14 protein-coding genes, 1 pseudogene and 1 riboswitch are annotated in these 20,020 nt (G+C 51.4%); of the genes and pseudogenes, 8 read left to right on the top strand and 7 right to left on the bottom strand.

Annotated features, from left to right (window positions below; translation table 11 throughout):
• Positions 1-107 precede the first annotated feature (107 nt).
• From hrpA to Q8O77_RS00065, 3 genes are all read right to left on the bottom strand, one after another.
• On the bottom strand, positions 108-4,025 hold the full coding sequence (gene hrpA, locus Q8O77_RS00075; protein WP_371133426.1) for an ATP-dependent RNA helicase HrpA: 3,918 nt from the start codon (positions 4,023-4,025) through the stop codon (positions 108-110).
• Positions 4,026-4,062: 37 nt separating this feature from the next.
• Entirely contained in the window at positions 4,063-4,482 is a 420-nt protein-coding gene (locus Q8O77_RS00070; RefSeq protein WP_305550568.1) for a CBS domain-containing protein, read from the bottom strand.
• A 75-nt stretch (positions 4,483-4,557) separates the two neighbouring features.
• Positions 4,558-5,559 (bottom strand): isoaspartyl peptidase/L-asparaginase family protein, encoded by a 1,002-nt coding sequence (locus Q8O77_RS00065; RefSeq protein ID WP_305550566.1) that lies wholly within the window; start codon positions 5,557-5,559, stop codon positions 4,558-4,560.
• A 168-nt stretch (positions 5,560-5,727) separates the two neighbouring features.
• Between Q8O77_RS00065 and Q8O77_RS00060 the strand changes: the two genes are divergently transcribed.
• Positions 5,728-6,912, top strand: coding sequence for a tetratricopeptide repeat protein (locus tag Q8O77_RS00060; RefSeq protein WP_305550564.1), 1,185 nt, complete (start codon positions 5,728-5,730; stop codon positions 6,910-6,912).
• Positions 6,913-6,917: 5 nt separating this feature from the next.
• Here Q8O77_RS00060 and Q8O77_RS00055 read toward each other — a convergent pair whose 3' ends face one another.
• Genes Q8O77_RS00055 through Q8O77_RS00045 form a run of 3 tightly spaced genes read right to left on the bottom strand, consistent with a single transcriptional unit; the run spans position 6,918 to position 11,356 of the window.
• On the bottom strand, positions 6,918-7,937 hold the full coding sequence (locus tag Q8O77_RS00055) for a malonyl CoA-ACP transacylase (RefSeq protein WP_305550562.1): 1,020 nt from the start codon (positions 7,935-7,937) through the stop codon (positions 6,918-6,920).
• Positions 7,934-10,144: a thiamine pyrophosphate-dependent enzyme gene (locus tag Q8O77_RS00050; protein ID WP_305550561.1), complete on the bottom strand. Its 2,211-nt coding sequence runs from the start codon at positions 10,142-10,144 to the stop codon at positions 7,934-7,936. The genes Q8O77_RS00055 and Q8O77_RS00050 overlap by 4 nt, the downstream gene beginning before the upstream one ends.
• Positions 10,145-10,174: 30 nt before the next feature.
• Complete coding sequence (locus Q8O77_RS00045; protein WP_305550559.1) at positions 10,175-11,356, bottom strand: acyl-CoA dehydrogenase; 1,182 nt, start codon at positions 11,354-11,356, stop codon at positions 10,175-10,177.
• A gap of 109 nt (positions 11,357-11,465) precedes the next feature.
• On the opposite strand from Q8O77_RS00045, the gene Q8O77_RS00040 reads away from it, so the two are divergent.
• On the top strand, positions 11,466-12,305 hold the full coding sequence (locus tag Q8O77_RS00040) for a LysR family transcriptional regulator (protein WP_305550556.1): 840 nt from the start codon (positions 11,466-11,468) through the stop codon (positions 12,303-12,305).
• Between the two features lie 99 nt (positions 12,306-12,404).
• Positions 12,405-13,838, top strand: coding sequence for an exodeoxyribonuclease I (gene sbcB / locus Q8O77_RS00035; RefSeq protein ID WP_305550554.1), 1,434 nt, complete (start codon positions 12,405-12,407; stop codon positions 13,836-13,838).
• Positions 13,839-13,870: 32 nt separating this feature from the next.
• Here the strand turns inward: sbcB and Q8O77_RS00030 are convergent, their stop codons facing one another.
• The gene (locus Q8O77_RS00030; protein WP_173501239.1) at positions 13,871-14,113 is read right to left on the bottom strand and encodes a DUF4282 domain-containing protein; all 243 of its coding nucleotides are present in this window, start codon (positions 14,111-14,113) and stop codon (positions 13,871-13,873) included.
• Between the two features lie 151 nt (positions 14,114-14,264).
• A riboswitch (TPP riboswitch) is annotated at positions 14,265-14,375 on the top strand.
• Between the two features lie 97 nt (positions 14,376-14,472).
• On the opposite strand from Q8O77_RS00030, the pseudogene thiC reads away from it, so the two are divergent.
• The 5 genes and pseudogenes from thiC to thiH form a co-directional block, all read left to right on the top strand.
• Positions 14,473-16,224, top strand: a pseudogene (gene thiC, locus Q8O77_RS00025) (phosphomethylpyrimidine synthase ThiC); the annotation flags it as partial.
• Positions 16,225-16,240: 16 nt separating this feature from the next.
• Positions 16,241-17,737, top strand: coding sequence for a thiamine phosphate synthase (thiE, locus tag Q8O77_RS00020; protein ID WP_305550551.1), 1,497 nt, complete (start codon positions 16,241-16,243; stop codon positions 17,735-17,737).
• A complete protein-coding gene (gene thiS / locus Q8O77_RS00015) occupies positions 17,721-17,921 on the top strand; it encodes a sulfur carrier protein ThiS (RefSeq protein ID WP_305550549.1) in 201 nt (66 codons plus the stop codon). The genes thiE and thiS overlap by 17 nt, the downstream gene beginning before the upstream one ends.
• A gap of 2 nt (positions 17,922-17,923) precedes the next feature.
• Entirely contained in the window at positions 17,924-18,691 is a 768-nt protein-coding gene (locus Q8O77_RS00010; protein WP_305550547.1) for a thiazole synthase, read from the top strand.
• The gene (thiH, locus tag Q8O77_RS00005) at positions 18,688-19,800 is read left to right on the top strand and encodes a 2-iminoacetate synthase ThiH (RefSeq protein WP_305550545.1); all 1,113 of its coding nucleotides are present in this window, start codon (positions 18,688-18,690) and stop codon (positions 19,798-19,800) included. Before Q8O77_RS00010 ends, thiH begins: the two co-directional genes overlap by 4 nt.
• Positions 19,801-20,020: the final 220 nt, after the last annotated feature.

Below are 20,020 nucleotides of genomic sequence, written 5' to 3'. Positions count from 1 at the left end.
TGTAAAGCTTGCTGAGCACTGGCCCAATCTGCCGTGGCTATTAACTTGCTTACCGCTGAGTGAAAGCGACCACTCTGCGTATTTACTAATATTATTCTGCGTTTAATTCAGCTTTTAATTTCCTGCACAGCGTGCAACACGCGCTTCACCGAAATTGGATAAGGTGTGCCTAATTGCTGGGCATGTAAAGACACTTTCAGCTCTTGCAGCATCCAGTAAATCGCCTGCACCGGCTCAGGCAATATCTTGCTGCCGGCAAATTTACCTAACAGGTTATTATAGCTGTCAAAGGCTTTTTGATACTCGTGCATCAATAAGCGATCGCGCTGTGGATCAACCGGCAGTTTTTCCAGCCGTTTTTGCATGGCTTGTAAATAACGCAGTATATCGTCCAACCGTGCGGCGCCATGGCTGCTGACAAAGCCTTTAAAAATCAGCTCATTCAGTTGCTGTTTAATATCGCCTTGTGACTGCACATGGGCTAAATCAACTTTGCCTTTTAAGCGCTTTTGGATGTCATGGCACAGGGTTAAAATTTGTTCTACTTTCAGCGCTATCGCCAGCACGGCATCACCAAGCTCTGCGCGCACCTTCTCTCTGAGCAAAGTAAAATCTTGTTCATTTTGCGGCAGCTCGCCTTGGGCTATTAAGGCATCAACGCCGGCAGCGATGCAATCGTCAATCAGCTCCAACACGCGGCCAAAGGGGTTAAAGTACAAGCCCAGCTTGGCTTTATTCGGTAACGATTCCTGCAGGTATTTTACCGGTGACGGAATATTCAGCAGCAATAAGCGCCGCAGCCCCTGTTTGGTTGTTTCCAGTGCCTGTTGCGGGTTATCCAGCAACTTTATTGCCACAGAATCACGCTCATCCACTAAGGCCGGAAAGGCTTTAATTTCATAGCCGGCCTGCAATTTAACGTATTCGCGCGGCAGTTGGCCAAAGCTCCACTGCGTTAATTGATCCTGCTCTATGCCCTGCTCGGCCACCTGGCTTAAGCTTTGTTGCACTTCGCCCTGTAAACCTTGCTTTAGCAAACTCAGCGAGCGGCCTTGCTGCAAGGTGGTGCCTTTGTCATCCACCACTTTAAAGTTCATTTTTAGATGTAGCGGCAGGCTGGTTAGATCCCAGGCATCTTCCGGAATAGTGACGCCGGACATCCGCTTTAAGCGCGAAGTGATGACCTCAAGCAACTTACCGTCGTCCGGGTTCAGCGTTTGCATTAACGCATCGGCATAATTGGGTGCCGGCACAAAATTACGCCGGTATTGCTTGGGCAATGATTTAATTAATGCCACCAGCAACTCGTGGCGCAGCGCCGGGATCAGCCAGTCAAAGCCGTTATCGTCCAATTGATTTAACAGCGCCAGCGGAATGATCACGCTGACACCATCGTCCGGCTCGCCGGGCGCAAAATGGTATTCCAGCGGCAGGGTTAAATTGCCCTGACGCCAGCTTTCGGGAAATTTATCCGCAGTAATATCACTGGCATCGCGGTTCAGCAGGCTATCGGGGTCAAAGTTAAGAAAAGACGCATCTTCGCTGCGCTTTTTCTTCCACCATTTGGCAAAATCTATCCGGTTATTCGCCCACTGCGGCACGCGCTGAAGATAAAACGCCGCCAGGGTATCTTCATCAACCAGAATATCGCGCCGGCGTGATTTCTCCTCCAGCGCAGTCACATCATCAATTAAGCGCTGGTTATGCTGTAAAAAGCTGTCGTTAGTACCCAGCTCCTGGTTCACCAGCGCTTCGCGCACAAACAGCGTATGACACACTGCCGGGTCTATTTTGCTGTACAGCACCGCGCGCTTGGGCACGATAACCAAGCCGTACAAACTGACCTGCTCATAAGCGATAACAGCGCCGCGTTTTTTCTCCCAGTGCGGTTCGCTGTAACTGCGCGTTACCAAATGCTCTGCCAGTGGTTCTATCCATTCCGGTTCAATTTTGGCCAGGGTACGGGCATACAGCTTGCTGGTTTCTACCCACTCCGCTGCCGCTACCCATTTGGGTTTGCGCTTAAATAAATGGCTGCCAGGGAACACATAAAACCGCGTTTGCCGCGGACCTAAATAATCGGCTTCTGAGTCTTTAAAACCAACCTGACCGAGCAAGCCACTTAGCACTGCCTGGTGAATGGCCTGATAGCCGGCCGTTTGCTGGTTTTGCTGATAGCCCTGCTCCTGCATAAGCTGGGTAAGCTGACCGGTAAGATCTTGCCATTCGCGCACCCTCAGGTAGTTTAAAAACTCCTGGCGGCACAAACGGCGAAACTGGTTATTACTTAACTGCTCTTGTTGCTCCTGCAGGTATTGCCACAGCTTAAGCCAGGCAGCGAAGTCTGAGTCCGGGTCAGCAAAACGGGCATGACACTGATCGGCTTTTTGCTGTTTATCTAACGGCCGCTCACGTGGATCCTGAATGGACAGCGCAGCGGCAAGCACCAACAACTCATGCAATGCACCGTTGTCAGCGCCAAACAGCACCATCCGCGCCAGACGTGGATTTATTGGTAAACGCGCCAGCTTTTTACCCAGTTCCGTTAGCTGCAGGCCCTGCTTATTGCGATTTAACGGAATAGCACCCAGCTCTTCGAGCAGCTTTACACCATCGTTAACAAAACGGCTGTCCGGCTTTTGTAGAAAAGGAAAGGCTTCAATATCACCCAGGCCCAGCGCCAGCATTTGCATAATCACCGAGGCTAAATTGGTGCGCAGTATTTCCGGATCGGTAAATTCCGGCCGGCCGTTAAAATCGTCTTCGCTGTACAGCCTGATACAAATACCGGCGGCTACCCGGCCACAACGGCCCTTACGCTGGTTGGCACTGGCCTGGCTGATGGCTTCTATCGGTAACTGTTGTACTTTGGAGCGATAGCTGTAGCGTGATAAGCGCGCGGTGCCGGGATCGATCACATAGCGAATACCGGGCACTGTCAGCGAGGTTTCGGCCACATTGGTGGCCAGCACGATGCGCCGGCCGGCGTGGCTTTGGAAGATACGGTTTTGCTCGGCCGCACTTAATCTGGCATACAGCGGCAGTACTTCGGTGTGCGGCAGTTTTAACTTTTCCAGTGCATCGGCGGTGTCGCGAATTTCACGCTCGCCGTTTAAGAAAATCAGAATATCGCCCGGCGGCTCGCGGTATAGCTCGTCTACTGCATCAAAAATACCCTGCAGCTGGTCGGCGTCTTTGTCATCCTGCTCGCTTACCGGCCGGTAGCGGGTTTCTACCGGAAAAGTACGGCCGGATACTTCAATCACCGGCGCATTAAAAAAGTGCTTTGAAAAGCGCTGCGGGTCAATGGTGGCCGAGGTAATAATCAGCTTTAGATCCGGCCGTTTCGGCAACAGCTGTTTTAGGTAACCCAACAAAAAGTCGATATTCAGGCTGCGCTCGTGCGCTTCGTCAATAATTAAGGTGTCGTATTGGTTTAAAAAGCGGTCTTGTTGAATTTCAGCCAGCAAAATACCGTCGGTCATCAGCTTGACGAAAGTATTGTCGCTGGTGTGATCGCCAAAGCGGATTTTATAGCCGACCTGGTTACCCACCTGACATTGCAGCTCTTCGGCGATACGATCACAGACACTGCGCGCGGCTAAGCGCCGCGGCTGGGTGTGGCCTATCATACCGGCCACGCCACGGCCTAACTCAAGGCAAATTTTCGGAATTTGCGTGGTTTTACCTGAGCCGGTTTCCCCGGCAATAATCACCACCTGATTGGCAGCAATGGCGGCTTTAATATCGTCTTTCTTTTCCGATACCGGCAGCTGTGGCGGATAGCTTACCTTAGGTAGCGCAGCCAGCCTGGCAGTGCGCTGTGCCTCTGAACGCGTAATATCCGCGGCTATGCGCTGCAACTGCACGGTTTTGCTGCTATCAGGCAGATTTTTACAATTGTGCAAACGCCGACGCAGGCGAAACTGGTCTTTTAACAGACAAGCGGGAATGCGGGAAATAAGATCAGATACGGAGATAACAGCTTCAGACAAAACAACGCCCTCGTTAACAGAGGGCGCCATGCTACCAAGAGCAGCAGGTAAAAATCCAGCGCTTACGCTAGCCTACCTTACGATAATGCGAATGTAGTTCTTTATCTATGGCACCCAGCACATCCGAGCGGGTAATAATACCGAGTAAATAGCCATCGTCATCCACTACCGGATACAATTTTGGTTTGGCTTTTAACATTATTTGCGCTAAATCGATAATGCCATCATAACCTTTTACCGTTAACACCGCCGGATTCATCACATCAGCGACTCTTGAGGCCTGTTGATCATGGTAAGTTGACATCAGCATGCGCTGCAAACAATCCTGCTCGGAGATAAATCCGATAATTTTTTTGTGTTCATCAATAACGGGTCCGCCGGTTTGGCGGCCTTTAATCAGCCGATCAACAGCCATTTCAACCGGCATATCCGCACTAAAAGTAACCGGATAGCGGTTCATATAATCTGCCACTTTGAGTAAATCCATGCTTCCCCCTGCACTATGTTACTGAGCATCAGGCTCGTGTTAAGGTTAGCCGAATTTAACCGCTTTGCCGCAAAATTACGGTTTGGTGGCAAAGATTTCGCTGATCACTTCGCCGCCTTCGGCTTTTAATGCGCGGTACATACCTTCGGTGTTAAAGGTCCAGCTAAGCTGGCCTTTCTGGTCGACCACGATAACACCGCCATCACCGCCCACTTTTTTTAGTTCGGCCATCACTTCTTTTGCCGCCACAGCAGCTGTTTTGTTCTGATATTTCACTCTGGCACAGATATCGGCGGCCACCTGATAGCGGATAAAAAACTCGCCGTGGCCGGTTGCCGATACTGCACAGCTTTTATTATCGGCAAAGTTACCGGCACCAATAACAGGCGCATCACCAATCCGGCCATAACGTTTGGCCGTCATGCCCCCGGTTGATGTCGCGGCTGCCAGGTTACCCTTTTTATCTATCGCTACTGCGCCTACCGTGCCCATTTTCCATGCCGGATCATAAGGCACCGCCGCCTGATGCGGCTGCGGTGCTATCGCCTGTTTCGCCCGCTTTAAAGCGTCATAGCGAAATTCAGTGTTAAAATAGCTGTTATCTACCAGTTCTAACTGCTGCTCTTTAGCAAACTGTTCTGCGCCCTTGCCGGCCAACATTACATGCACCGATTTCTCCATTACTGCCCGCGCCAGCAAAATTGGGTTTTTTACGTTGCTTACCCCGGCGACAGCACCGGCATTGCGGTTACGGCCATCCATAATAGAGGCGTCCAGTTCATGGCTTTCATCAAAGGTATACACCGCGCCCTTACCGGCATTAAACAACGGCGAATCTTCCAGTACGATAACCGCCGCAGTGACAGCATCCAGGCTGGAACCACCGCGCTCTAACACCGCATAACCCTGATTAACCGCATGTGTCAGCATAGCGTGATACGCCTGCTCCTGCGCCGCGCTCATGCTGTCACGGCTGATAGTACCGGCGCCGCCGTGGATCACGATGCCGATAGGCGCTTTGGCGTACGCGAGAACAGAACAAGTACCGAGCGCAACTGCTAATAGTAGTGTTTTCATGGTTAATTCCTGCGTTCACAATAATTCTTTGTACTTGATTCATCACAAAATCACAACCGGCTGTAACGCAAAGTGGCCGCTACCGTGACGAGCTTTGTTACAATTCGAAGCACTGATTGCCTCCCAAGCTGGTCTATAGTTAACAATGTTGAATACCGGAGCAGTATTATGAACACTGTAATTTCGATTAGTTTTGTTTTATCTCTGGTCGCTTTGGTGTCGTGCCAGCACACGTCAGAGCATTGGCAGCTGATGGAACCGCAAAAGCTGCTGCTTGATGAAACACAGTTTCCGGGCGAACTGTACCCGGTTGAAACGGCAGAGGAGATATTCCGCTTGCCCGCGGCCAATAAAGCTGAACTGACTGCGCTAACCTCTGCCCGGTTGGGCATGACGCAGCGCAGTACCGCTATCTTAAAGTATATATTGGCTCACACCGGCGATAGCTTAACGTACAACCATACCGTAACCAGAACTGTTGGCGAGACTCTGGCAACACGCCAGGCGAATTGCTTAAGTTTGTCTATTCTGACTTACAGCATTGCTAAAGAAGTCGGTATAGATGCAGTGTTCCAGGACGTTAAAATTCCGGAATACTGGAGCAGCGATACCAACCAAACCTGGTTAAATGGCCATATCAATTTAAAGTTACTGCAAAACCGGCAGTTAAATTATGCCTCAGGCCTGGTGCTGCTTGGCAGCGACATTATCGTCGATTTTGACCGCAATACAATAAAGCAGCGTTTCGCAACTGAAAGCATTAAGCCGGAGCGCGTTATTGCTATGTTCTATAACAACAAAGCCGCTGAACATTTCGACCGTTATAACCTTGCGCAAACCTATCGTTACTACCGGGCGGCTATAGCCGCCGATCCGAACTACGCCGTTACCTGGTCTAATCTTGCTGTATTGTACCGGCAACAGAATTTGTACCCACTGGCAGAACAGGCATATCACCATAGCCTGGCGTTAGACCCGACATCTACCAATGCGATGGCCAATCTGGCGGTGCTGTACCGTTATAGCGGTGATGTCAGCGCTGCCAAACGGCTGGAGCAACAGGTGCATGAAAAGCGTAAAACTAATCCCTGGTACTATGTAATGCTGGGTAATGAAGCAGTAAAACGCAATGAACCAAATGAAGCCATTGCGCTGTTTAAGCAATCGTTGGCTCTGAACAGCGATACGCATGAAGCCTTGTTCGGCTTGGCCAGAAGCTATTTCGCGCTGAACAACACGTTAAAAGCATCGCATTACCTCGAAAAAGCCCGCCGGGCAGCCAAATCAACTGAAGATAAACAGCGCTACCAGCATAAAATCAGTGTGCTTAACCGCATCGCCAGTGCAGGCTAACAGGCTCAGAGCAGCAAACGCCGCTGCTCCGGCAGCCCCATACTAAGTACAAAGGGGATTGCAGCTTGCTGTGCGGCAATAAAATCCTGTTTTGCACGCAGCCCCTGCCAGTTAATCTCAATCAGGCTTTGTGCTACAGCTCCGCCTAAGCTGGCGCCGGGGCCCAATAAAATAATATGCTCTGGCGCAAACTCTTTTACGGCCACCTGCAACGCCTTACTAAAATTATAAGGCTGGCAAACCTGATGTTGCAGCGTATAGCGCTGCAGTGCGGCCAAATCACTGCCGCCATCCGGCCAGATGCGGCCACGACCGTCTACCAACGACAATTGTGGCTGATTAAAGCGCGCCGCCGGCCACAGCGCTAAGGCTTTATCTGACGCAGCCTGCATAAACCCGGTATGAAAAGCAGCATGGCCCGGCAACAACAGCGGAAAGCGCTCATCGCAAGGCGGTAACGCTGCCATCGCGGCCTTTACTGCAGCTTCACTGCCGGCCAGTACTGCATAACCACCATAGACAATAGACATAAACAGCGCACCTTCATGCAACGCCAGCTGGTGTTGTACTAAAGCTGCGCGCTCTGCATCCGGCTGCCAGTTGTCATCAATAACCGGATAAATAAACTGCGCCCCGACACCTCCTGCAGTTAACTGCGCCATATCAGTCACCAGTTGCATGCCGTTGTCGGCGGCCAACACACCTGCGCAACCCAGCGCCGTGTACCAACCCATTGAATTGCCGGTTACGGCCACCACATCAAACTGAGCTGTATTGATACTGCGATAATCCACTACACCGGCAGCAAAAATCAATGCGGCGGCGTTTTCTGCTTTTAAATGCATACTGCGGCTAAATACTGTTTGACGATCGAGTTCACTCAACGTCGCTAGCCCGGCGTTGGCTCTGACGCTATCAAACTGCGCCAACAAGATGCTGTCTTCGCAGTGCTGACTGATATAGCCCAGCTCTGCTTTATTGTAAGTACCGCGCCCCGGACAAACTACCAGCGCCGTTTTTTTCATAACATCACCTGTTCAGTATCAACGGTAAGCAGGCTGAGCGCCTGTTGCACAATTTGCTGCGTCGACGGCAGCACTGCGTATGCGGCAGCCCCCAGCGGAATAAAACTATCCTCGGCGCACAGGCGCGAAACAGTAAAATGGCCGGGCCGGGCCTCATGTAAGGCGGTAAACAGCTCTTCACTTAATGAGCCACGGCGACGGCATTCGTCAACAATCAGCACCTTGTTGCAGCCTTGCAGCGCTTTGATAATTTCCTTGGTATGCAGCGGTACCAGAGTGCGTAAATCCAGCACGCGAATGCGGTAACCTTGTGCCCTCAGCTCCTGCTCCGCCTGACGGCTTAAATAATAACCATTGCCGTAACTGATAATAGCCAGTTCATCGCCATCACCAAATACGCCTGGCTCCCCCAGTGCGGGTAAAGCCGTATCCGGCGCCGGATAATCGGCTAACCACAAACCATCACCTGGCTGGCTGAGATCACGCGTCATATATAGCGCTATCGGTTCAAGGAAAATAACCAGCCGTTTTTGCTGATGTGCCAGTTGCACCGCCTGGCGCAGCAATAAAACCGCATCATGGCCATTAGACGGACACAATAAAATAACCCCCGGAATATCGCGAAATACAGCAAAGGAGTTATCGTTATGGAAGTGGCCGCCAAAGCCACGCTGATAGGCCAGCCCGGCAATGCGAATTACCATCGCATTGTGATACTGGCCATTGGAGAAAAACGGCAAGGTGGCCGCTTCACCGCGAATTTGATCTTCAGCATTATGCACATAGGCCAGAAACTGAATTTCCGGGATGGCGATAAAACCCTGCTGTGCCAGGCCAATTGCCATACCCAAAATACTTTGCTCATCCAGTAAGGTATTAATAACGCGATTACTGCCAAAAGCATGCACCAAATGCTGGGTTACGCCGTACACGCCCCCCTTTTTGCCGACATCTTCGCCAAACACCACGGTATTGCTATATTGCGCCAACACATCATGCAGCGCCCAGTTTAGTAACTTGGCCAAATGCTGCTTTTTACCGCTGTTATGCTGATCAAAGGCAAATAATTGCTGGCGCGCTTCAGCCACCGGCAGTGCCGGTACAGCAGCAGCCTGACGCAGCGGTGCAATGGACGCCATTACCTGCACTGCTGTCGTCAGTTTAGGCCGGCTACAGGCGACGGCGGCTACTCTGGCTATTTGTGCCACCAACCTGTCCAACTGCGTCAATAATTGTTCAGCAGTAATATCCCCGCCGGCCAGCAGCGCTGCTGTGCTGCTGAGTACAGGGTCAAGCTCCAGCTCGGCATCAATCTGTGCTTTGCTTCTGTATGCCACTTCGGCATCGGCACCGGCATGGCCAAACAGCCGCACAGTGGATAAATGCAGCACTGCAGGTTTACGCTTGCTGCGCACATAGTCGGCGGCGCGTCGGGCGATATGATAGGTTTGAGCCAGATCACGGCTGTCGGCCGCAAAGTACTTCAGCGCCGGCCTGTCGGCTAAGTCCTGCTCTATCCAGCCGCTGGGCGTCGGGGTAGAAATGCCCAGACCATTATCTTCACAGACAAACAGCACCGGCACCGGCACCTGCTGATAGGCGGCCCAACAGGCAGAATTAACAGCACCCTGTGCGGTGGAGTGATTGGCCGAGGCATCACCAAAACTGCACAGCACTATCGCATCGGCCGGCCACTGGCCATCAAGGCCAAGCCGTTTAGTTAAATCCACCGCAAAAGCCGCGCCAACCGCTTTGGGCAACTGCGAGGCAATGGTACTGGTTTGCGGCGGTATATTCAGCGCCAGGCTGCCTAGTACCTTGTGCCGGCCACCCGAGATGGGGTCGTCGCTGCTGGCACAAAACGACAGCAGCATATCGTAAAGCGGTGTACTACCCGGTAGTTGCTTACTGCGCTCGATAAAAAACGCACCGCTGCGGTAGTGTAAAAACGCCGGATCGGTAAGCCTTAACGCAGCAGCGACGGCTGCATTGCCTTCATGGCCGGCACTGCCTATGGTATAAAAACTCTGGCCTTTGGCTTGCAACAGCCTTGATTGCAAATCTAACAGACGGCTGCACAATTGGCTGTGCCACAGCTGGTGCAAGGTGGAAAAATCGATACTGTGACTGCTGCTATGCGCCGGCAGTTTGCCACTGCTTAAACGCGCCCGGTATTCGTTAACCCAGGGATGCACGGCTTCTGACATAAGACTTACTCCGCTTAACTAGTGTCAGGCTCAGGCGCCGCTAAAAGCTTGCAAACCAGTTTGGGCACGGCCTAAAATCAGCGCGTGCACATCGTGCGTACCCTCGTAGGTATTAACCGCTTCGAGGTTCATTACATGGCGGATAACATGGTATTCATCTGCTATACCATTACCGCCGTGCATATCACGCGCCATCCTGGCGATATCCAGCGCCTTACCGCACGAGTTACGTTTAATCAGCGAGATAGTCTCCGGCGCCAGTAAATGCTGATCCATCAACCGGCCAGCTTGTAAGCAAGACAATAAACTAATGCTGATTTCGGTTTGCATATCGGCCAGTTTTTTCTGGATCAGTTGGTTTGCCGCCAACGGCCGGCCAAATTGATGCCGGTCCAGCGTATATTGGCGAGCCGCATGCCAGCAAAATTCAGCGGCGCCCAGTGCACCCCAGGCGATGCCATAGCGGGCTTTGTTTAAACAGCCAAAGGGGCCTTTTAAACCACTTACGTTAGGCAGCAAAGCATCTTCCGGCACCTCAACGTTGTCCATCACAATTTCACCGGTTATAGAGGCCCGCAGCGAAAATTTACCTTCAATTTTCGGCGCAGATAAGCCCTGCATACCCTTTTCCAGCACAAAGCCGCGAATATCGCCGTCCAGCTTGGCCCATACCACAAACACATCGGCAATCGGCGAGTTAGTGATCCACATCTTGCTGCCGTTCAACACATAGCCGCCCGCTACTTTTTTTGCGGTAGTGCGCATGCCGGCCGGATCCGAGCCGGCGTCCGGTTCAGTTAAACCAAAACAACCTACCCATTCGCCGCTGGCTAATTTGGGCAAATATTTCATCCGCTGCGCTTCGCTGCCGTACTCGTGAATCGGATGCATAACCAGTGAGGATTGCACACTCATTGCACTGCGATAGCCACTGTCTACCCGCTCTACTTCACGCGCCACCAGGCCATAACAGACATAATTGACCGCTGAACAGCCGTATTTTTCCGGTAAGGTGGCGCCCAGTAAGCCCAGTTCACCCAGCTCGGTCATAATTTCACGGTGAAAATGCTCCTCGCGGTTAGCCATCAGTACCCGCGGCAGCAATTTATCCTGGCAATACTGCTGCGCACTGTCGCGGATCATCCGTTCTTCTTCAGTTAGCATGGCAGAAAGCGCAAACGGGTCCTGCCAGTCAAAATGTGCACGTGTCATAGCAAATTCCTCAATAAAACCAGCGAAATAATTTTTGTTATGGCCAGATTAGCCTGCTTTGATATAGAGTTAAAATATAATAATTCTGTATCAGGTATAGTTTATAACTATGGATATTCGCCAGCTCAGTTACTTTGTTGCCGTGTACGAACAAGGCAGTATTAGTGCGGCCGCGCGCCTGTGCTGCGTAGCCCAGCCATCGTTGTCGGCAGCGCTGCGCCAGTTGGAACACGAGCTGGGGGTAAGCTTATTTAATCGTCTACCCAAAGGCGTAACGCCAACAGAAGATGGCGAAAAACTCTATGGTCATGCCGGCCGGTTGTTGGCGCAGTTGCAGTCACTCAAAGCGTCGTTCAGCCAACCGGTGGCGCGAATTAAATTCCGCCTCGGGTTAATCCGTGCGCTGGGTGTAGAACGCATGAGCCGGTTACTGCGTGAATTCAGCAACAGTGTGCCCGGACTGGAGTTGCATTTAGTTGAACCGGATGAGCACTGCGACGCCCGCATTATTACGCCGCAGTTGCTCAAAGCCGGCGAAGCATTTCAGCCAATTTGGCACGACAGCTACTTGCTGGCTATTCCGCCGGCATCAATGCTGACGCTGCAGGACACTATAGCCCTGGGCGATTTTGAAGACTTGCCGCTTATTAAACGTACGCCCTGTGATGCGTGGAACACGTTATACCCGGAACTGGTGCGCCGCGGCATTAAAGCGGATTTACGCGCCGATATTCAAACTATCGAGTACGCGCTTGGCTTGGTTTCGGCCGGTGTCGGTTGTGCGTTAGTACCTGATTTTGACAATATGCAACAGCGCAATGATGTTATCCTGCGCCGGATCAGCGAGTTGAAACTTGAACGCACCATAGGCCTGGCCTACCCGAAAAATACCAATACAGAGGTACTGAGTTTGCTGAAGCTTCAATGTCAGCAGGCAGAAAACCGTTAAGGCGTCTTGCTGTTATTGGCAGTAAAAGCGGTGCACTGCGGTTGTGCTTGCTGCTACACTGACGCTATATTTTGCTAAATCATTAATTAAGCCATTGTGATGCCAGAACAAACCAGCTTTTATTTTCACGACTACGAAACCTGGGGCGCTGATCCCAAACGCGACCGCCCTGCTCAGTTTGCCGGGATCCGTACCGATCTTGAGCTGAATATTATTGGCGAGCCTGATGTCTGGTATTGCCAACTGGCAAATGACTACCTGCCCCATCCGCAAGCGGCATTAATCACCGGCCTGACGCCGCAACTGTGTAACAAAAAAGGCCTGGCTGAAACTGAGTTTATGCAGCGAATTCTGCAGCGTTTCAGCACGCCTAATACCTGTGTGCTGGGCTATAACAACCTGCGCTTTGACGACGAAGTAACCCGCTACAGCCTGTACCGCAACTTTTATGAACCCTACGGCCGCGAATGGCAAAATGGTAACAGCCGCTGGGACCTTATCGATATGGTGCGTGCCTGCTATGCGCTGCGCCCGGAAGGTATTAATTGGCCCGTGCGCGAAGATGGCAGCCCAAGCTTTAAACTGGAAGAGCTGACTAAAGCCAACGGCTTAGCTCATGAAAATGCCCACGATGCGTTATCTGATGTCTATGCCACCATTGCCATGGCAAAACTGATAAAACAACAGCAGCCTAAGCTGTTTGGTTATTTATTTGAGCTGCGTAAAAAAGCTAAAGTCGCTGAGTTGATTGATGTCGCGGGTATGTCGCCGCTGGTACATGTATCGTCTAAGTTTCCCGCTACTCAGGGTTGCGTTAGTTGGATAGTGCCGCTGGCGTTCCACCCTACTAATAAAAATGCGGTGATTTGCTATAATCTGCAGGCAGATCCAACACCGCTGCTGGAAGACGATATTGCCACCTTACAGCAAAAACTGTATACCAAAACTGCGGATCTGGCAGACGGTGAACAGCGGCTGGGCTTAAAACTTATTCATTTGAATAAATGCCCGGTGTTAGCACCGGCAAAAACTCTGACTGAAGAGCGCGCAGCTGCATTTGGCATCGACCGTGCGCAGTGCCTTAAGCATTTAGACTTTTTGCGCCAACATCGCGCCACGCAAGCTAAAGCGATTGAGCTGTATCAGCAGTTAAATGAGTTCCCGGCAGAAACCAACCCGGATTATCAGTTATATAGCGGTTTTATCAGCGATGGCGATAAGCAAAAAATGCAGCAACTGCATCAGTTGCCACCGGAGCAGTTGGCTGTTAACGCCCCGGTATTTGCCGATGAGCGCTTAAACAATTTGCTGTTTTTATTTCGCGCCCGTAACTACCCGGCCAGCCTGACCCACAGCGAACAGCAAAAATGGCAGCGCTACCGCACTGATAAATTAATGCATGGCGTGGACAACCCAAATCTGACGATGGAAGATTTTAGTCTGATGTTGGAGAATCTGACACATGAACATGCCAGCGACGAGCGGAAATTGAAAATACTGAAATCATTGTATCTATACGTGCAAAGCCTGTAACAAAAAACACCGGCCTGTGCCGGTGTTTACCTTTACTCTTTTTCTGCCAGCTTTTTTAAATTCTCATGGATTTTAAATAGCACGATCAATAATTCGCACCAAATCCGCACACCAATACTACCAAACACTAAAATACCCAGGCCCGACCAGAAACTACCGTAAGCGGTAAACATAGCACCCAGACCACTGACTAACACAGCAAACAGCAGCAACCAATAAACAAAAGTAATTATCTTCGGTGTCAGCATTGAATCAAAAAACAGTACATCTCTCATAGTGAAGTCCTTTTTTATTATCTTTCAACTGTTAGCAGTAACAATCCGTTTCACAATAAGATACTTCATGCCGGCTGACAACTCCGACTAGCAAGCAAGTTCCGTAATACATGTAGCCTTCCAATTTGTTCCGCTTGTCTTTATACTCGGCCACTACTTGTCGGAGTGCCCAGCTGTTTACAGCGGGCTGAGACCGTGAAAACGGGATCCGTTGAACCTGATCAGGCTAATACCTGCGAAGGGAAACAAGGGGAAATACAGTATCTAACACAGCGAAAATCCGCCCGGCGGTTTGGCTGCTTGTTATAACCTGCCCCCACTCCGGACAAGCAACCTCAACTTGTTAACCGGAGTTTGCTATGTCTGTATCAACTTTATCCAAACGTGATTTACGTGCCCATGCCCGTGCTTATATTCAGGCGCTGCAGGGTGAAACCTTTCCGGGCTCCAGCCGTCGTTATCTGCTGTGCGAGAAAAGCGGCGTGCAAGTACCGGTGCGGGATATTCATCTTAGCCCCAGCCGCATGACTGACGGCTGTGAGCAGCCTAATCCGTGTTTACCGGTGTATGACACTTCAGGCCCTTACGGTGATCCGGCACAGCAATTAGATGTGCTCAAAGGCCTGCCTAAATTACGCCTTAACTGGATTAACGCACGCGCCGATGTTGCGCTCTCACCGCTACCGCCCTTTGCAGATATTGCACTGGATGAGCAGATCACCGAGTTTGAGCATCAGCCGCTGCGGGCCAAAGCCGGTAAAACGGTAACCCAATTACACTATGCGCGAGCCGGTATTGTTACGCCGGAGATGCATTTTATTGCGCTTAGGGAAAATATGGCGGTTACTACCGATGGCGTCAGAAGCCATCAGGGCGAAAGCTTCGGTGCTGCTATACCAGAGCAAATCACTGCTGAGTTCGTGCGCAGGGAAGTCGCGGCCGGCCGCGCCATTATTCCGGCCAATATTAATCACCCGGAAGCGGAGCCGATGATTATCGGCCGCAACTTTAAAGTAAAAGTGAATGCCAATATCGGCAACTCTTCGGTCAGCTCCAGCATTGAAGAAGAAGTCGAAAAGCTGGTGTGGGCCACCCGTTGGGGTGCCGATACGGTGATGGATTTGTCCACCGGCCGGCGTATTCATCAAACGCGGGATTGGATCTTACGCAACAGCCCGGTACCCATTGGCACAGTACCAATTTATCAAGCGCTGGAAAAAGTAAAAGGTGATGTTAGCCAACTGAACTGGCAAGTTTTTTACGACACCCTGGTAGAGCAAGCCGAACAAGGTGTCGATTACTTTACTATTCATGCCGGAGTGTTAAAAGATTATGTTGCCTTAACTGCCAACCGTGTCACCGGTATCGTCTCACGTGGCGGCGCCATTATGGCGCAGTGGACCAGGCTATATAACCAGGAAAGCTTTTTATATCAGAATTTTGAACAGATTTGTCAGCTCTGTGCCGCCTACGATATTTCACTCTCCCTGGGTGACGGCCTGCGCCCCGGCAGCATTGCTGATGCCAATGATGAGGCCCAATTTGCCGAGCTGCGCACCCTTGGAGAGCTGACTAAAATTGCCTGGCGTTATGACGTCCAGGTAATGATTGAAGGCCCGGGGCACGTGCCGATGCAGCTGATTCAGGAAAATATGACCGAGCAGTTAAAGCATTGTCACGAGGCGCCGTTTTATACCTTAGGCCCCCTCACCACCGATATTGCACCGGGCTATGACCATATAACCTCCGGTATAGGGGCGGCAATGATTGGCTGGTTTGGCTGTGCCATGTTGTGTTATGTCACTCCGAAAGAGCATTTAGGCCTGCCAAATAAAGAAGATGTAAAACAAGGCCTTATTGCATACAAAATTGCTGCCCATGCTGCCGATCTGGCCAAAGGCCATCCGGCCGCGCAACAAAGAGACAATGCGTTGTCTAAAGCCCGCTACGAGTTTCGCTGGCAGGATCAGTACAACCTGGCACTGGACCCGTTTACCGCCAAAGCCTATCACGATGAAACGCTAAGCCACGAAGGCGCCGATGCTGAGCCATTCTGCTCCATGTGCGGCCCCAAGTTTTGCTCAATGCGGCTTAATCAGCAAATTCAGCAAGAAGAGGCAGCAACTGATGCATGAGCCAGCAGCTGAAACTAAACCCATCGTCTGGACTATCGCCAGCTCAGACAGTGGTGGCGGTGCCGGTATTCAGGCTGATCTGCATACCTTTGCCGCACTGGGTTGTCATGGCTGCAGTGTTATTGCGGCAATAACAGCACAAAACAGCACAGAAGTGGTGGGCTATGAAACGGTCAGTCCGGCGCTGTTTATCACGCAATTAAATTGTCTGCTGCAGGATATACCACCGAAAGCTATTAAAATAGGCCTGATTCCCGACCCGGCGTTATTGCAACAATTGGCATTGTGGCTGGCCAAGCATAAGACTGATTATGGCTTTAGCGTCATTGCTGACCCGGTATTAAGCAGCAGCACCGGTTATAACTTTATCCGCCAAAGTACACTGAGTATCTGGCGGCAACAACTGCTGCCGCTGCTCGACCTTATTACGCCAAACCTGCCGGAACTGGCATTGCTAAGCGGCTTAGTTCAGCAGTCAGTAGCCAATCAGGCGGCGCAGTTACAGCAATGGGGCGCGGCGGCCGTACTGGTCAAAGGCGGCCACAGCACTACCGGCACCACTGTTACCGACAGCTTTTTTGGCAAAAATACCGGCTTTACGTTACATCAACCCAGGCTCAGCACCACACATAACCATGGTACCGGTTGCGTGCTATCCAGTGCCGTCACCGCTGCTTGCGCCCACGCTTACCCGCTTAGCGACAGTATTATTGTCGGCCGCGCCTATCTGCAGCAAGCATTAAGCCGTGGCTACGCTACCGGCAAAGGCGCCGGCAGCCTGCAGCATAGCGGCTGGCCGCAGCAGTATCATTACTTCCCGCAATTACAACAACAGCATAACCTGCAGCACAACCTCAGTTTTGCAACAATGGGCGCGCCTATTGGCCTGTACCCGGTGGTAGATAGTGTACAGTGGTTAAAACGCTTACTGCCGCTGGGGTTAGACGTGATCCAGTTGCGGCTGAAACAAGGCTCAGCTGCAGATATCGAACAACAGATCGCGCAAGCTGTGCTGCTCAGTCGTGATTACAAACTACGGCTGTTTATTAATGACCACTGGCAGTTAGCCATTAAATACGCCGCCTTTGGTGTACATTTGGGCCAGGAAGATTTAGCCAGCGCAGATTTACCCGCCATTGCCGGTGCCGGTTTACGGCTGGGTGTTTCTACCCACAGTTACACCGAGCTGTTAATAGCGCGTCAGCTACAGCCCTCTTATATTGCGCTTGGCCATATTTATCCAACCCAAACCAAGCAAATGCCGTCAATGCCACAAGGGCTGCAAAGACTGAAACACTATGCAGCTCTGTGCCACGATGTGCCAACGGTAGCCATTGGCGGGATAAACCAGGCCCGTGTGGCGGATGTGTTGTCTTGCGGTGTCAATGGTATTGCCGTGGTATCGGCAATCACCGGGCAGACACAGCCGGAGCAAGCCTTTTTACAGTTAAAGCAGGCATGGGAGCATCATTATGCATATCAGCATTAATGATGTGCGTTATCCATTGGATAGCGCCATCACGGTAGAACAGTTGCTGAAACAACATGCTCCGGAGCACACCGGCCTGGCCGTGGCGATAAATAATACCGTACTGGCCAAACGTTTATGGCCGCAGTATCAGTTGCAGCCGGATGATGCCGTGCAACTGTTTCAGATAGTAACCGGAGGTTGACCATGCTTCACATAGCAGACAAAAGCTTTAGCAGCCGTTTGTTGCTGGGCAGCGGTAAGTTTGCCAACCCGGGCCTTATGCAGCAGGCAATACAAGCTAGTGGTTGCCAGTTGGTTACCCTGGCACTTAAGCGCCTGCAATGGGAGCAGCCGCAAGATGACTTACTCAACCCGCTGCGCGAGATGAATATTCAACTGCTGCCTAACACCTCAGGTGCTAAAACGGCCAAAGAAGCCATTTTTGCTGCAGAGTTAGCGCGCGAAGCACTGCAAACTAACTGGCTGAAATTAGAAATTCATCCTGATCCGCGCTATTTAATGCCTGACCCAATCGAAACCTTACTGGCGGCAGAGCAACTGGTTAAATTGGGTTTTGTCGTACTGCCCTACTGCAGCGCCGACCCGGTATTATGCAAACGGCTGGAGCAAGTTGGCTGTGCCGCAGTGATGCCGCTGGGTGCAGCTATTGGCTCTAATCAGGGCTTACAAACCCGCGCTATGCTGGAAATTATTATCGAACAGGCCACAGTGCCGGTTATTATCGACGCCGGCCTTGGCGCGCCTTCGCATGCGGCCGCTGCAATGGAGCTGGGCGCGTCGGCAGTACTGGTTAATACCGCCATTGCCGCAAGTCAGGATCCGGTTGCTATGGCCAGTGCCTTTGCGCAATCGGTAAGCGCCGGCCGCACCGCCTACAACGCCGGTTTAGCAACAACACAGCCGCATGCTACAGCGTCAAGCCCGCTCACTGATTTTCTGGCGGCGCTATGAGCTTTAATACGCAATGGCAGCAACAAAGCTGGCAAACACTGCAGCTGCAAAGCCGCAATTTTTCAACGGCTCAGGTGCAAACGGCGCTACATAAACCACGCTTAACGCTCAGTGACTTACAAGCACTGCTGTCCCCGGCCGCTTTACCTTTGCTGCCAGTGCTGGCGACTAAAGCACAACAGCTGACCCGGCAAAGGTTCGGCCACAGCGTACAGTTTTATGCGCCTTTGTATCTATCTAACCTTTGCGCTAACGAATGCACTTACTGCGGCTTTTCCCTAAGTCAAAAAGTAAAACGGCGCACCTTAAACCTTGCTGAAATCGAGCAGGAATGCGTGGCCATTAAAGCAATGGGTGTAGATCAGGTGCTGCTGGTAACCGGTGAGCATGAGCGCAAGGTGGGTATAGATTACTTTTGTGATGTGTTGCCACTGATCCGGCGTTACTTCAGCAGTGTGCATTTAGAAGTGCAGCCACTAAGTACTGATGAATATGCCAGGCTGAAAAGCCTGGGCGTAGATGCGGTAATGCTGTATCAGGAAACTTATAATGCGGCGGCGTACCAGCAATATCATTTAAAAGGCAAGAAAAGTGATATTCATTGGCGGCTGGATGCACCGGACAGAGTTGGCCTGGCCGGTATAGATAAAATCGGCTTGGGTATTTTACTCGGTCTTAGCGATTGGCGTACCGATGCCATCTTGCTGGCGCAGCATCTGCAATATTTGCAAAAACAGTACTGGCAATGCCGTTTTAGCTTATCCGTGCCCAGAATACGCCCTTGCAGTGGTGGTAACGAGGTAATAAATCCAATCAGTGACAAAGAATTGATCCAGCTTATTTGCGCCTTCCGCCTGTTTGCCCCCGAGCTGGAAATCAGCCTGTCTACCCGCGAGTCCGCCGTGTTTCGTCAGCACGTTGTACCACTGGCAATCACCAGTGTCAGCGCTGGCTCCAAAACCCAACCCGGCGGTTACAGTGTCGAGCCAGAGAACCTTGAGCAATTCAGCATAGACGATAACCGCTCTCCGCAGCAGGTCGCCAGAGCTTTAATTGAACAAGGCTTACAGCCGGTTTGGAAAGATTGGGACAGCTTTTTAGGTCGATAAAAAGCAAAAAGCCCGGCTCTTACGAGTCGGGCTTTGCTTAATTGGGAGGCTGCGGGGCTGGCCATCCAGCGGTGAACTTCCGCAATACCAATAAAAAAACCCTTCGTTTTCACGAAGGGTCTGTTTATTTGGGAGCCTGGCGGTGAACTACTCTCGCATAGCGAATGCTACACTACCATCGTCGCAGCTGCGTTTCACTTCTGAGTTCGGAATGGGATCA

The sequence above is a fragment of the Rheinheimera sp. genome (assembly GCF_030690345.1).
Taxonomy (GTDB): Bacteria; Pseudomonadota; Gammaproteobacteria; order Enterobacterales; family Alteromonadaceae; genus Alishewanella.
The sequence above is the reverse complement of the archived record's forward strand: the minus strand, read 5'-3'. Positions and strand labels throughout refer to the sequence as shown.

Bases quoted from the DNA above. Each gene is read 5' to 3' on its own strand.
- hrpA (WP_371133426.1), bottom strand. From the start codon at position 4,025: ATGGCGCCCTCTGTTAACGAGGGCGTTGTTTTGTCTGAAGCTGTTATC.
- Q8O77_RS00070 (WP_305550568.1), bottom strand. From the start codon at position 4,482: ATGGATTTACTCAAAGTGGCAGATTATATGAACCGCTATCCGGTTACT.
- Q8O77_RS00065 (WP_305550566.1), bottom strand. From the start codon at position 5,559: ATGAAAACACTACTATTAGCAGTTGCGCTCGGTACTTGTTCTGTTCTC.
- Q8O77_RS00060 (WP_305550564.1), top strand. From the start codon at position 5,728: ATGAACACTGTAATTTCGATTAGTTTTGTTTTATCTCTGGTCGCTTTG.
- Q8O77_RS00055 (WP_305550562.1), bottom strand. From the start codon at position 7,937: ATGAAAAAAACGGCGCTGGTAGTTTGTCCGGGGCGCGGTACTTACAAT.
- Q8O77_RS00050 (WP_305550561.1), bottom strand. From the start codon at position 10,144: ATGTCAGAAGCCGTGCATCCCTGGGTTAACGAATACCGGGCGCGTTTA.
- Q8O77_RS00045 (WP_305550559.1), bottom strand. From the start codon at position 11,356: ATGACACGTGCACATTTTGACTGGCAGGACCCGTTTGCGCTTTCTGCC.
- Q8O77_RS00040 (WP_305550556.1), top strand. From the start codon at position 11,466: ATGGATATTCGCCAGCTCAGTTACTTTGTTGCCGTGTACGAACAAGGC.
- sbcB (WP_305550554.1), top strand. From the start codon at position 12,405: ATGCCAGAACAAACCAGCTTTTATTTTCACGACTACGAAACCTGGGGC.
- Q8O77_RS00030 (WP_173501239.1), bottom strand. From the start codon at position 14,113: ATGAGAGATGTACTGTTTTTTGATTCAATGCTGACACCGAAGATAATT.
- thiE (WP_305550551.1), top strand. From the start codon at position 16,241: ATGCATGAGCCAGCAGCTGAAACTAAACCCATCGTCTGGACTATCGCC.
- thiS (WP_305550549.1), top strand. From the start codon at position 17,721: ATGCATATCAGCATTAATGATGTGCGTTATCCATTGGATAGCGCCATC.
- Q8O77_RS00010 (WP_305550547.1), top strand. From the start codon at position 17,924: ATGCTTCACATAGCAGACAAAAGCTTTAGCAGCCGTTTGTTGCTGGGC.
- thiH (WP_305550545.1), top strand. From the start codon at position 18,688: ATGAGCTTTAATACGCAATGGCAGCAACAAAGCTGGCAAACACTGCAG.